The following is a 13,208-nucleotide window of genomic DNA, read 5'->3' on the forward strand; positions in this document are numbered from 1 at the left end:
AAGCCGCTGCCTTACCGCTTGGCGATAGACCTGCAGTGCTCTCAAAGAGAGACTTAAAGAATGGTGCGGAAAGAGAGACTTGAACTCTCACACCTTGCGGCGCCAGAACCTAAATCTGGTGCGTCTACCAATTCCGCCATTTCCGCATCGTATTCTGTAGTCATCCTGATAATTGGTAAAATCAAGATAACATTGTATATGTCAGGCTACTGAGAGCCGAGCCAGGGACAATAGATGGGGGCATCAAATGATGCTTATCTAGTGAACCGATAAATAATGGCAGGTCTACCTGGATTCGAACCAGGGAATGGCGGCATCAAAAGCCGCTGCCTTACCGCTTGGCGATAGACCTGCAGTGCTCTCAAAGAGAGGCTTAAAGAGTGGTGCGGAAAGAGAGACTTGAACTCTCACACCTTGCGGCGCCAGAACCTAAATCTGGTGCGTCTACCAATTCCGCCATTTCCGCATCGTATTCTGTAGTCATCTTGATAATTGGTAAAATCAAGATAACGTTGTATATGGTGGCTACGACGGGATTCGAACCTGTGACCCCATCATTATGAGTGATGTGCTCTAACCAGCTGAGCTACGTAGCCACTCGTGAGCGAGACAATATAAACTCTCTAGCTCTTAGAGACAAGCCCTTTTTTAATTAGGCTTAGCACTACAAATAGTGGCAGGTCTACCTGGATTCGAACCAGGGAATGGCGGCATCAAAAGCCGCTGCCTTACCGCTTGGCGATAGACCTGCAGACATGGTTTGACAAACCATAAAACATGGTGCGGAAAGAGAGACTTGAACTCTCACACCTTGCGGCGCCAGAACCTAAATCTGGTGCGTCTACCAATTCCGCCATTTCCGCATCTTTTCCTAAAAGCTTTCGTTTAAAAACGCTTAGGAATGGTGGCTACGACGGGATTCGAACCTGTGACCCCATCATTATGAGTGATGTGCTCTAACCAGCTGAGCTACGTAGCCATACCATGTTTCGTTCTTTTCGACTCGTTACCTTATCGTCGGGAACGGCGCGCATTATGCGAAGTTGAGGCAAAGTCGTCAATAGTTTTTTTGAATAAATCCCTAGAAATCAACTGTTCGGTTTCTTTTTAAACAAAGAGGCGTGTTAATGATCGAAAACTGATAACAAAATGACATTAGATTGTGGGTTTTATTTATTTCTGCTGGTTGCGGCAGTAAAAAAGCCAGCAATTGTGCTAGCTTTTAAAGTCAAAGACTTGGATAGAAATTAAACGTTGAAACGGAAGTGAACAACGTCGCCATCTTTAACGATGTATTCTTTACCTTCCAAACGCCATTTACCTGCGTCTTTAGCGCCACTTTCGCCATTGAACTGGATGAAGTCATCATAACCAACAACTTCGGCACGAATGAAACCTTTTTCAAAATCAGTGTGGATCTTACCTGCGGCTTGAGGCGCTGTTGCACCTACAGGGATAGTCCAAGCACGAACTTCTTTAACACCGGCAGTGAAGTAAGTATGAAGAGTCAGTAGTTCGTAACCTGAACGGATCACGCGGTTAAGACCTGGTTCTTCAATGCCCATATCTGCAAGGAACTCTTCACGGTCTTCGTCTTCAAGCTCAGAAAGCTCAGACTCAATTGCCGCACACACAGCAACTACTGCGTTGTTCTCTTTTTCTGCGTATTCACGAACAGCATCTAGATACGGGTTGTTCTCAAAACCATCTTCATTCACGTTGGCGATGTACATGGTTGGTTTTAGAGTCAGGAAGTTTAGGTAACCAACAGCGGCTAGTTCTTCTTTTGATAACTCAACAGTACGTGCCATACCGCCTTCAGACAGTACAGGTAGTAGCTTTTCAAGAACAGTCAGTTCGAATTTTGCGTCTTTATCGCCGCCTTTTGCTTTCTTAGCATTACGTTGAATTGCGCGTTCACATGAATCTAAGTCTGCCATTGCAAGCTCTAAGTTGATCACTTCGATATCTTCGATTGGTGATACTTTGCCAGCAACGTGAACGATGTTTTCGTTTTCAAAACAGCGCACAACGTGGCCAATCGCGTCAGTTTCACGGATGTTTGCTAGGAATTTGTTTCCTAGACCTTCGCCGCGAGAGGCACCCGCTACAAGGCCTGCGATATCAACAAATTCCATTGTTGTCGGCAGTACTCTTTGTGGGTTAACGATCTTTGCTAGTGCATCTAGACGTAGATCTGGCACAGGTACAACACCTGTGTTTGGCTCGATGGTACAGAACGGAAAGTTAGCCGCTTCGATGCCAGCTTTAGTGAGTGCGTTGAACAGTGTTGATTTACCAACGTTTGGTAGGCCAACGATGCCACATTTAAAACCCATGATAGTAACCTTATTCAGCTTTGAACGTGTGTAAACGGTTTTGTGCTTTTGAAAGGCCATCCTTAATCAGAATGTCCAGACAGCGAACAGATTCATCTGCCGCTGCATCAAGAAGCTCTTGTTCTTTTGCCGGTGCTTTGCCTAATACATAGCCGGCAACTTTGTCTTTATGTCCAGGATGACCAATACCGATCCTTAGACGATAGAAATCTTTGCAGTTCCCAAGTCTGCTGATGGTATCGCGTAGGCCGTTGTGACCACCGTGACCACCGCCTTTCTTAAATTTAGCGACGCCTGGAGGTAAATCCAATTCATCGTGTGCGACCATGATCTCTTCAGGTTTAATTTGGTAGAATTTCGCTACCGCAGCAATTGATTTACCTGAAAGGTTCATAAAAGTCGTTGGGATGAGTAAGCGGAGATCCTGACCGTTAACCATAATACGCCCACTAAGGCCAAAAAACTTAGCTTCATTTTTCAGCGTCACGTTATGAATACGTGCGAGCTCTTCTACTACCCACGCACCCGCATTGTGACGAGTTTTAGCGTATTCAGGCCCCGGATTGGCAAGGCCGACAAGAAGTTTGATAGGTTGACTCAAGGCTAGGATCTCTCTTGGAATCTCAAAAAGCGCAGTATCATAGCATATAAATCTGCCGACGGGCGAGATGAGGATATAGGGGGAATAAAAAAACACCCCAGAGAGGGGTGCTTTTAAAACTGATTAATCGAAGGTTCGATTAGTTGAACATGGCTGAGATTGACTCTTCATTGCTGATGCGACGAATCGCTTCAGCTAGCATGCGAGAAAGGCTTAGTGTTGTTACCTTGCCAGTTGCTTCCATCTCTTTAGACATAGTAATAGAGTCAGTTACGATAACTTGGTCTAGTACTGAGTTGCCAATGTTGTGTGCAGCGTTACCAGAGAATACAGCATGCGTTGCGTAAGCGAATACACGCTTAGCACCGCGCTCTTTAAGCGCTTCAGCTGCTTTACATAGTGTGCCACCTGTATCGATCATGTCGTCAACGATAACACAGTCACGACCTTCAACATCACCGATTAGGTTCATTACTTCTGATACGTTAGCGCGAGGGCGACGCTTATCAACGATAGCGATATCGATATCACCAAGCGCTTTAGCGGTTGCACGTGCACGAACAACACCACCTAGGTCTGGAGAAACCACAACTGGGTTTTCTAGGCCACGTGCTTGCATATCTTCAAGAAGAACTGGAGTACCGAAGATGTTGTCTACAGGTACATCGAAGAAGCCTTGAATTTGCTCTGCGTGAAGGTCAATCGTAAGAACGCGGTCAACACCAACGTTAGAAAGGAAATCTGCAACAACTTTAGCAGTGATTGGCACACGAGCAGAACGTACACGACGGTCTTGGCGAGCGTAACCAAAGTAAGGGATAACTGCTGTAATACGGCCCGCTGAAGCGCGGCGCATTGCATCAATCATCACTACAAGTTCCATTAGGTTGTCGTTAGTTGGTGCGCAAGTCGATTGAATGATGAAAACATCACTACCACGAACGTTTTCGTTAATTTGAACAGCGACTTCGCCATCAGAAAAACGAGAAACAGTTGCATCACCAAGAGAGATGTATAGACGATCAGCAATACGTTGGGCTAGTTCAGGTGTAGCGTTACCAGCAAATAGCTTCATATCAGGCACGGTGGAAACCTCAGGGTTGCGTCCAGTTTTTAAATAGATTGTTTGTGGGCTAAGTGATACTTAGCCAGCGTCTCGTGCAAAGGAGAAAGATTCTTGCCTTTAGCAATAAAAGTAGAGACGGTGTCTGGGAGTTTATCAAGAACAGCTTCTGCCTCATTTTTGCTCGAAAACTCGGCAAAAACGCATGATCCTGTCCCTGTAAGTCGCGACGGCGCGTATTGTAGCAGCCATGAAAGTTGCTTATCAACCTCTTGGTACAGCATTCGAACAATTTTTTCGCAATCGTTTTCGTAATGGCTGTCAAGAAGTGTTGCCAGCTCACGTTTTGGTGTGTTTCTTGTCAGTTGCGGATGAGTGAAAATGTCGACTGTCGCAATCGATACATTTGGCCTTACCACTAAGTACCATTTTTCTTCTGGCTCTGCCTTGGTCAGTCGCTCACCGACACCTTCTGCAAACGCGGCAAACCCGCGAGTAAAGACTGGCACATCGGCACCGAGCTTCAGTCCAATTTCAGCAAGTTCATCATCAGATAAGTTGGTTTGCCACAAAAAGTTCAGCGCCACTAACGTGCTGGCTGCGTTCGATGAACCACCACCGATACCACCGCCCATAGGCAGCACTTTGTTCAGCTCAATATGAGCTCCATAGCGACAGCCTGACTTTAATTGTAAGGCTGTTACGGCTTTCCAGATCAAGTTGTCATGCAGAGGTACGCCCGGGATCTCTGGTGAGAGGGTGATTTCACCAGAGTCATTGGCGGTAATGGTTAGATCGTCGCCATGATCGAGAAACTGAAACAGGGTTTGCAGTTCATGGTAACCGTTGTCACGACGACCAGTGATATAAAGAAAAAGGTTAAGCTTTGCCGGAGAAGGCCAATGAGTGGTTTCCGTGATCATTCGCTGAGGTTCCAGTTGGAAATAAACAGGTTAATAGAGATGTTGCCCTGTGTGAGTTTGATTTTTTTCGGCAGCGGTAACGCCGTTCCCCCGTATTGGACATCCTGATACGTGAGATAGTCGAGTTGCCAAGTTTGTAGACCCACTTGTTTGGTTAGGCGGGCGAGAGTATTGGTCTCACTTAATTGATAATCGTCAGCTTGAGTGGGGCGACCCAGCATCCAGTCATTGAGCTGTTCGACCGGGATATTTAAGCCAGTCAAGCGTTGAATCAGTGCTTGAGATGTCGGAGCTGAATAGCGTTGGTCATCATAGGTCTCAACGGTAGCGCCTTGCGGAGTGGCTTTTAGGTTGAGAGCGGTTTGACCAAGAAAAGTGGTTAACCTCAATTGGGTCAAATCGGCGGAGTATGACCATTGGAAATTGAGTGATTGTCTTTGTTCGGGAGAAATATAGCCCAGTTTGCCCGTAGATTGATAAGCGTCGATTGATGCCAATCTTTGCTGATGAGTTTGCCACTCTACGTTCGTTGTGCTCTCTATGGTGGCACAGCCATTAAGCAAAAATAAGCCTGCAAGTAGAATAACAAGAGAGCGAAAATGTTTCGTCATTGCTGATTATTTATCCAGTTTTGCCCAAAGTTAGGCCTCACTATATCACTGAAATCACGAACTCAAGAAAACATATCCTTATTCCCCTTTCAATAAACGGGGGCATCAAGTAAAATTCCGACCTTATTTGTCCATATCTGAATCAGAGAATCCAAGATACATGTCTTTGCTTGCTATAGGTATCAACCACAATACGGCCTCAGTCGAACTGCGTGAAAAAGTCGCTTTTGGTCCGGATAAGTTACCTGAAGCATTACAACAGCTTGGTCATAACCCTGCTGTGAATGGCAGCGTCATCATTTCTACCTGTAATCGCACCGAAATCTATTGCGATGTAAAAGGTGGTGGTAAAAGCAAGATTATCGATTGGTTGTCGCAATTCCATCAGGTTAGCCCTGAAGATCTAAAACCCAGTCTCTACATTCATGAGGAACAAGCCGCAATACGTCATTTAATGCGAGTTTCGTGCGGGTTGGATTCACTGGTGTTGGGTGAACCTCAGATATTGGGTCAAGTTAAGCAAGCGTATTCAGATTCGCGTGACAACAAAGCGGTTGATTCGTCGATGGAAAAATTATTCCAGAAGGCTTTTTCGGTAGCGAAACGCGTGAGGACTGAAACGGATATCGGTGGCAATGCCGTTTCCGTCGCATATGCAGCTTGTACACTTGCGAAACATATTTTTGAATCGTTAGAAAAGTCGACAGTGTTGTTGGTTGGTGCGGGTGAGACCATCGAGTTGGTCGCTAAGCATCTTGCTGGCAATGGCTGTACTAAGATGATTGTTGCTAACCGAACCAAAGAGCGCGCATTGTCGTTGGCTGAGCAGTTTGGGGCAGAGATTATTGGCTTGCCTGAGATTCCCGAACATCTATCACGAGCAGATATCGTGATCAGTTCTACTGCGAGCCCTTTGCCTATCATAGGTAAAGGTATGGTAGAAAGCGCGTTAAAATCTCGCCGTTTCCAACCCATGCTTTTGGTTGATATTGCCGTGCCACGTGATATTGAGTCACAAGTGGGTGATTTGAATGACGCCTACCTGTACACAGTAGATGATTTGCAGTCTATTGTTGATAGTAATATTGAACAACGCAAGATTGAAGCGATTCAAGCGGAAGCGATCGTCAGTGAAGAAAGCGCGGCGTTTATGTCATGGATGCGCTCTCTTCAGGCTGTAGACAGTATTCGAGAATATCGTCAAACCGCCAATGAAATTCGCGAAGAGCTCCTGAGCAAAAGCCTACAGTCTCTTGCGGCGGGTACTGATGCTGAGAAAGTCTTGCTTGAACTCAGCAACAAACTGACGAACAGATTAATTCATGCGCCTACTCGCGCCTTACAAAGTGCCGCAGAGAAGGGTGAGCCTGCACGGCTTGCTACCATTAGACAAAGTTTAGGTCTAGAGAAATCGTAATCATTACGAGTGTCAGACTTCATTAAACCCCCGAGTTAAAGAAAACTATGAAAGCCTCTATTTTAACTAAGTTAGAAACACTGGTTGAGCGTTACGAAGAAGTTCAACATCTTTTGGGCGATCCTGATGTGATCGGTAACCAAGATAAATTCCGTGCGTTGTCAAAGGAGTACTCTCAACTAGAGGAAGTCACTAAGTGTTTCCAAGCTTATCAGCAAGCTCAAGAAGATCTCGTTGCTGCTGAAGAGATGGCGAATGAAGACGACGAAGAGATGCGCGAAATGGCGCAGGAAGAGATTAAAGAAGCGAAAAGGGCGATTGAACGTCTGAGCGATGAGCTACAGATCCTTCTTCTTCCTAAAGATCCAAACGACGATCGTAACTGTTTCTTAGAAATTCGCGCTGGTGCGGGTGGCGATGAAGCGGGTATTTTCGCTGGTGACCTTTTCCGTATGTACAGCAAGTTTGCAGAGAAAAAAGGCTGGCGTGTTGAAGTTATGTCTTCAAACGAAGCGGAGCATGGCGGTTACAAAGAGATGATCGCTAGAGTGTCTGGTGATGGTGCATATGGGGTACTAAAGTTTGAGTCGGGCGGTCACCGTGTTCAACGTGTTCCTGCAACAGAATCGCAAGGGCGTGTACATACTTCGGCATGTACCGTTGCCGTCATGGCTGAAGTTCCAGAAGCTGAAATTCCAGAAATTAAAGCGGCGGATCTGAAAATCGATACTTTCCGTGCATCGGGCGCGGGTGGTCAGCACGTTAACACCACGGACTCAGCAATCCGTATCACTCACTTACCAACAGGTACAGTGGTTGAGTGTCAGGACGAGCGTTCTCAGCACAAGAATAAAGCGAAAGCAATGGCCGTTCTGGCTGCACGTATTATTCAGGCTGAAGAAGCAAAACGTGCCGCAGAAGTTTCTGATACGCGCCGTAACCTACTAGGTTCAGGTGATCGTAGTGACCGTATTCGTACCTACAACTACCCACAAGGTCGTGTTTCAGACCACCGTATCAACCTGACTATCTACCGTCTCAATGAAGTGATGGAAGGCGATCTTGCAAGTCTGATTGATCCTGTGATTCAGGAACACCAAGCAGACCAACTTGCTGCATTGGCTGAGAACAACTAATTCTATGTCGGCTGATAACAGTGTTGAACGCACACTAAAAAAGGCCGTACAGCAACTTCAAGAGAGTGGCAGTGATTCGCCCTCTCTTGATGCCGCGGTGCTTCTTTGCCACGCTCTCGACAAACCGCGCTCCTTCTTACTTACATGGCCGGATAAAATCTTATCCTCGTCAGACCTGACGGCGTTTCAAATTTTGCTGGGACGTAGGCTTGCGGGTGAACCAGTCGCGTACATTGTGGGTGAACGTGAGTTTTGGTCATTGCTACTAAAGGTCTCGCCAAGTACTTTAATCCCAAGACCGGATACTGAACGACTGGTTGAAATTGCACTGGATAAAGCCTTTAATAGTCAAGGAGATATCTTGGACTTAGGGACTGGAACCGGAGCGATAGCGCTTGCACTTGCCTCTGAACTGCCTAAGCGACAAGTGTGGGGCGTCGATTTAAAACCAGAGGCTCAGCAATTGGCTCAATCAAATGCTGATGCACTCAACATATCTAACACGCGCTTTATGGCTGGTAGCTGGTTTGATCCGATTCCGACTGGTACAGAGTTTGCTTTGATTGTGTCCAACCCACCTTATATAGAGAAAGAAGACCCACATCTAACTCAGGGAGATGTGCGTTTCGAACCACTTAGTGCGCTGGTGGCAGAAGAGAAAGGGTTGGCCGATATCAAGCACATCGCAACTAAAGCGCGTGACTACCTAGCCGAACAAGGTTGGCTGATGTTTGAACATGGTTTCGAACAAGGCGAGGCTGTACGGGAATTACTAATATCACTTGGCTACGACCAAGTGGCTACCTACAAGGACTATGGTGACAACGATCGAGTAACGATCGGTCAGTTCTCATCAGTGAAGTAAGAGAGATTATCAATGTACGAAGGTTTAAAGCATTTCCACCTGTTAACGATTGTTATTAGTGCGACGCTTCTGTCGGTTCGATTTGCGATGATGATGGCGAATTCAAACCTGTTAGAGAAGAAGTTCTTTAAGGTATTTCCACACATCAACGACACCTGTTTACTGCTATCAGGTATCGGCCTGATTATGATCACGGGTTTTATCCCGTTTACACCTGAATCTGCTTGGCTGACAGAAAAAATTACGTGTGTACTCGCTTACATCGCACTGGGCTTTTTTGCTCTAAAACTCGGTAAAAACAAGTTGCTAAGAACATTTTCATTCTTCGGTGCTTTAGGTTGGTTAGCGATGGCTGGCAAAGTCGCGGTAACTAAAACACCTCTGTTCTTTGGTTAATGGTTATTTAGGTTGATATAGTTATGACAACCGATATGTTTGAATTGTTTGATGAAGACTTTGATGCGATGGAGCTGGTTGAAGGCGCATTAGTACTCAATGAAGCGATCAATCCTCAGACTGATGTTCAGTGGTCGAAAGCAGAGCTCAATCGTTTGGTGCAAGAAGCCGAAATTGCACTTGTCCATGAATTTGATGACAAGCAGCGTTTTGACGCCTTGTTGCGACTCTTCTACTATCAGTGGGAGTTTCGCGGCGATAGAGAGAGCTATTTTCATTCAGACAATGGCTTTATCGATAAAGTCCTGCAAAGTCGTAAAGGAATTCCAGTCAGCCTGGGGGCGATTTTGCTGTACCTTGCGAGAAAGCTGGGTTTTCCTTTAGTAGGGGTCACTTTCCCGACTCAGTTCCTACTCAAATTAGAGTGGTATAACGAAAAGCCGTTATACGTTAATCCGTTTAATGGCGAGTATGTTTCTGAACACACCTTGGGTGCTTGGCTTATTGGTCACAAAGGACCATTGGCGAAGCTAGAGACAAAACATTTAAAAGAGACTGACAACCCAACGATTATTGGCCGCTGGTTAGCCTTGCTGAAAAGTGCTCTGTTGCGCGAAGAGCGCTATACTCTGGCATTGAAGTGTACCGATCTAGCGCTGACATTCGCGCCCGATGATCCCTATGAGATTCGCGATCGTGGCTTTATATATCAGCAGCTTGACTGCCATCAAATCGCGTTGAATGACTATCAGTATTTTATCGACCAGTGTCCTGATGATCCGGGGGCTGAATTGTTGAAGAATCAAGTTTACGCCATGAGTGAAACTCAGGTGACCTTACATTAAGTCCAATGTTTAGCCGTTGGCAGATATCGAAATAGAGAGAATAAAATGGAACAGAAAATTGTTCACGTAGGTGACATTCCAGTAGCAAACGACAAGCCGTTTACGCTGTTTGCAGGCATGAACGTTCTTGAGTCACGCGATCTAGCGATGCAGATTTGTGAACACTACGTAAAGGTAACTGAGAAATTAGGCATTCCATACGTATTTAAAGCATCATTCGATAAAGCAAATCGCAGCTCGGTACACTCATACCGTGGTCCTGGTCTTGAAGAAGGGATGAAAATCTTCCAAGAGTTGAAAGACACTTTTGGCGTTAAGATCATTACTGATGTTCATACTGAAGCACAAGCTCAGCCTGTTGCGGATGTGGTTGACGTTATCCAGTTGCCAGCGTTTCTTGCACGTCAGACCGACCTAGTTGAAGCGATGGCGAAAACAGGCGCGGTCATCAACGTTAAGAAACCACAATTTATGAGCCCTGGTCAGGTAGGTAACATCGTTGAAAAGTTTGCAGAGTGTGGCAACAACAATGTCATTCTATGTGAGCGCGGCTCTTGCCACGGTTACGACAACCTTGTGGTTGATATGCTAGGTTTCGGAGTGATGAAACAGGCATCAAATGGTAGCCCAATCATCTTTGATGTGACTCACTCATTGCAGATGCGTGACCCTTCTGGTGCTGCATCAGGCGGTCGTCGTGAACAAACGGTTGAACTGGCTAAAGCAGGTCTGGCGACAGGTATCGCAGGTCTGTTTATCGAAGCACACCCAAATCCAGAAAAAGCGCGTTGTGATGGTCCGTCGGCATTGCCACTCGACAAGCTAGAACCTTTCCTTGCTCAGATGAAAGCATTGGATGACCTAATCAAAGGTTTTGAGCACATCGATATTAAATAAGTCGGTGAAGTTTTTTGTAAAGGCTGGTTGTTGAACCAGCCTTTTTTTATCTCAAAAGCATAGGATTATTGATCATGTTTTCACTATGTGTTGAGTAAACGCTAACCGTCACACCATTGCAAGTACGGGGCTTATCTCACAGACAAACGATTGCTTGTGATCATTTGATAAATCAAATGCAACTTTGATGATTTGTTACACATTCGATAGCGGATTATGGTGATCTATCCTACATAAATATGAAATCAGGCTGTCAGGTAAGTGTGGTTAATTTAAACTAGTTCAAGTTTTACTGCTCTTTCAGCACTTTAATCTTCAAGTCTGTCTATTCATACAGAGCAGTAATAAAAAGCAGTGGAAACCCAAAAAGTTCAAAAGGTATGACAATGAAGCAAGGCCTGATCGTAAAAAGCGCAATTAGCGCAGCAATTCTGGCAACTCTAGCTGGTTGTGCAACAGCACCACAACACGAGTGGGAAGCAGATAAAACGTATAAGCTGACAGTTCTTCACACGAATGACCACCACGGTCGTTTCTGGCAGAACAAATATGGTGAGTACGGTATGGCTGCTCGTAAGACTCTTATTGACGAACTTCGCGCTGAAATCGCAGCTGAAGGCGGTAGCTCGCTACTTCTATCTGGTGGTGATATTAACACGGGTGTGCCAGAGTCTGATCTACAAGATGCGGAACCAGATTTCAAAGGTATGAGCAAAATTGGTTACGATGCTATGGCACTAGGTAACCACGAGTTCGATAACCCATTAGAGGTGCTATTCAAGCAGAAAGAGTGGGCGAATTTCCCAATGCTTTCAGCGAACATCTACGACAAAAAGACTGGCGAACGTATGTTCCAGGCTTACCAGATGTTCAACAAGCAAGGCATCAAGATTGCTGTTATTGGTCTAACTACTGAAGACACTGCAAAAATCGGTAATCCAGAATTTATTGGTGGCATCGATTTCCGCGATCCAAAAGAAGAAGCGAAGAAACTGATCGCTGAACTTGAGAAAACTGAGAAACCAGATCTGATCTTCGCTGTTACTCACATGGGTCACTATGAAGATGGCAAACGTGGCGTAAACGCACCGGGTGACGTTGCGCTAGCTCGCTACCTAGACGAAGGTTCTCTAGACATGATCGTTGGTGGTCACTCGCAAGAGCCAGTATGTATGGAAGCGCCAAACGTTGTGAAGAAAAACTTCAAACCTTCTGACGAATGTAAGCCAGACATGCAAAACGGTACTTACATTGTTCAGGCTCACGAGTGGGGTAAATACGTAGGTCGTGCTGATTACGAATTCCGTAACGGTGAGCTTCAAATGGTGAGCTACGATCTAATCCCAGTTAACCTGAAGAAGAAAGTTGAAATTGACGGTAAGAAAGAACGCGTCTTTATCGAAGATGAAATCGCGCAAGATCAAGCGCTTCTTGATTTCCTACGTCCATACCAAGAGCAAGGCCAAGCTCAGCTAAACGTTAAGATCGCTGAGACAAACGGTAAGCTTGAAGGTGACCGTAACGTAGTTCGCTTCCAGCAAACTAACCTAGGTCGTCTCATTGCAACTGCTCACATGGAGCGTGCTAAAGCGGACTTCGCAGTGATGAACTCTGGTGGTGTTCGTGACTCAATCGAAGCAGGCGACGTGACTTACAAAGATGTACTCACTGTACAGCCATTTGCTAACATCCTGACTTACACAGATATGTCTGGTCAAGAAGTGCTGGACTACCTAAACGTAGTAGCAACTAAACCTGTGGATTCTGGTGCATACGCTCAGTTTGCGGGTATCTCAATGACAGTGGCAAACGGTGAAGTTTCTAACGTATTTATCGGCGGCAAACAGCTTCGTCTAGATGAAACTTACCGCTTTACAGTACCAAGCTATAACGCAGCTGGTGGTGATGGTTACCCTAAAGTGAGTGATCACCCAGGTTACGTAAACACAGGTTTCGTTGACGCTGAAGTACTAAAAGAGTACCTACAAGCAAACAGCCCTGTAGACGTAAACAAATACGCACCATCAGGTGAGATCGTTTACAAGTAAGTTGACGACAACGGATTATTATCTTTAATCTAAAGCGCCACTCTTCGGAGTGGCGCTTTTTGTTTCT

General features: G+C 45.6%; 12 protein-coding genes and 7 tRNA genes. 7 read left to right on the plus strand and 12 right to left on the minus strand.

Going from position 1 to position 13,208, the window contains the following annotated elements; translation table 11 throughout:
- Window positions 1–61 precede the first annotated feature (61 nt).
- The 12 genes from QTN95_RS15690 to lolB all read right to left on the minus strand — a co-directional run bounded on the left by QTN95_RS15690 (window position 62) and on the right by lolB (window position 5,537).
- Window positions 62–146: transfer RNA gene (locus QTN95_RS15690), tRNA-Leu, on the minus strand.
- 131 nt (window positions 147–277) lie between these two features.
- Window positions 278–352 (minus strand) — tRNA-Gln (locus QTN95_RS15695).
- 29 nt (window positions 353–381) lie between these two features.
- Window positions 382–466 (minus strand) — tRNA-Leu (locus tag QTN95_RS15700).
- A gap of 53 nt (window positions 467–519) precedes the next feature.
- A tRNA-Met gene (locus QTN95_RS15705) sits at window positions 520–596 on the minus strand.
- 78 nt (window positions 597–674) lie between these two features.
- Window positions 675–749: transfer RNA gene (locus QTN95_RS15710), tRNA-Gln, on the minus strand.
- A 29-nt stretch (window positions 750–778) separates the two neighbouring features.
- Window positions 779–863 (minus strand) — tRNA-Leu (locus QTN95_RS15715).
- A 39-nt stretch (window positions 864–902) separates the two neighbouring features.
- Window positions 903–979, minus strand: a tRNA-Met gene (locus QTN95_RS15720).
- A gap of 268 nt (window positions 980–1,247) precedes the next feature.
- A complete protein-coding gene (ychF, locus tag QTN95_RS15725) occupies window positions 1,248–2,339 on the minus strand; it encodes a redox-regulated ATPase YchF (RefSeq protein ID WP_269376226.1) in 1,092 nt (363 codons plus the stop codon).
- 10 nt (window positions 2,340–2,349) lie between these two features.
- Window positions 2,350–2,940: an aminoacyl-tRNA hydrolase gene (pth, locus tag QTN95_RS15730; protein WP_138973102.1), complete on the minus strand. Its 591-nt coding sequence runs from the start codon at window positions 2,938–2,940 to the stop codon at window positions 2,350–2,352.
- 139 nt (window positions 2,941–3,079) lie between these two features.
- On the minus strand, window positions 3,080–4,024 hold the full coding sequence (locus tag QTN95_RS15735; protein WP_138973101.1) for a ribose-phosphate pyrophosphokinase: 945 nt from the start codon (window positions 4,022–4,024) through the stop codon (window positions 3,080–3,082).
- A 29-nt stretch (window positions 4,025–4,053) separates the two neighbouring features.
- Window positions 4,054–4,926 (minus strand): 4-(cytidine 5'-diphospho)-2-C-methyl-D-erythritol kinase, encoded by an 873-nt coding sequence (gene ispE / locus QTN95_RS15740; protein WP_331418101.1) that lies wholly within the window; start codon window positions 4,924–4,926, stop codon window positions 4,054–4,056.
- Window positions 4,923–5,537 carry a lipoprotein insertase outer membrane protein LolB gene (gene lolB / locus QTN95_RS15745; protein WP_331418102.1) on the minus strand — a complete coding sequence of 205 codons (615 nt, stop codon included), beginning with the start codon at window positions 5,535–5,537 and terminating at the stop codon, window positions 4,923–4,925. The genes ispE and lolB overlap by 4 nt, the downstream gene beginning before the upstream one ends.
- A 160-nt stretch (window positions 5,538–5,697) precedes the next feature.
- Between lolB and hemA the strand changes: the two genes are divergently transcribed.
- The 7 genes from hemA (at window position 5,698) to ushA (ending at window position 13,141) form a co-directional block, all read left to right on the plus strand.
- The gene (hemA, locus tag QTN95_RS15750) at window positions 5,698–6,954 is read left to right on the plus strand and encodes a glutamyl-tRNA reductase (protein WP_331418103.1); all 1,257 of its coding nucleotides are present in this window, start codon (window positions 5,698–5,700) and stop codon (window positions 6,952–6,954) included.
- A gap of 47 nt (window positions 6,955–7,001) precedes the next feature.
- Window positions 7,002–8,090, plus strand: a complete 1,089-nt coding sequence (gene prfA / locus QTN95_RS15755; protein WP_331418104.1) for a peptide chain release factor 1 — start codon at window positions 7,002–7,004, stop codon at window positions 8,088–8,090.
- 4 nt (window positions 8,091–8,094) lie between these two features.
- Window positions 8,095–8,955, plus strand: coding sequence for a peptide chain release factor N(5)-glutamine methyltransferase (prmC, locus tag QTN95_RS15760; protein WP_331418105.1), 861 nt, complete (start codon window positions 8,095–8,097; stop codon window positions 8,953–8,955).
- Between the two features lie 12 nt (window positions 8,956–8,967).
- Window positions 8,968–9,351: a SirB2 family protein gene (locus QTN95_RS15765; protein ID WP_269376219.1), complete on the plus strand. Its 384-nt coding sequence runs from the start codon at window positions 8,968–8,970 to the stop codon at window positions 9,349–9,351.
- A 35-nt stretch (window positions 9,352–9,386) separates the two neighbouring features.
- Window positions 9,387–10,196, plus strand: a complete 810-nt coding sequence (locus QTN95_RS15770) for a SirB1 family protein (RefSeq protein ID WP_331418124.1) — start codon at window positions 9,387–9,389, stop codon at window positions 10,194–10,196.
- A gap of 45 nt (window positions 10,197–10,241) precedes the next feature.
- Entirely contained in the window at window positions 10,242–11,093 is an 852-nt protein-coding gene (gene kdsA / locus QTN95_RS15775) for a 3-deoxy-8-phosphooctulonate synthase (protein WP_269376217.1), read from the plus strand.
- A gap of 386 nt (window positions 11,094–11,479) precedes the next feature.
- Entirely contained in the window at window positions 11,480–13,141 is a 1,662-nt protein-coding gene (gene ushA, locus QTN95_RS15780; protein ID WP_331418107.1) for a bifunctional UDP-sugar hydrolase/5'-nucleotidase UshA, read from the plus strand.
- The last annotated feature ends 67 nt before the right edge of the window (window positions 13,142–13,208 follow it).

This window comes from Vibrio sp. M260112 (assembly GCF_036533775.1).
GTDB lineage: Bacteria > Pseudomonadota > Gammaproteobacteria > Enterobacterales > Vibrionaceae > Vibrio.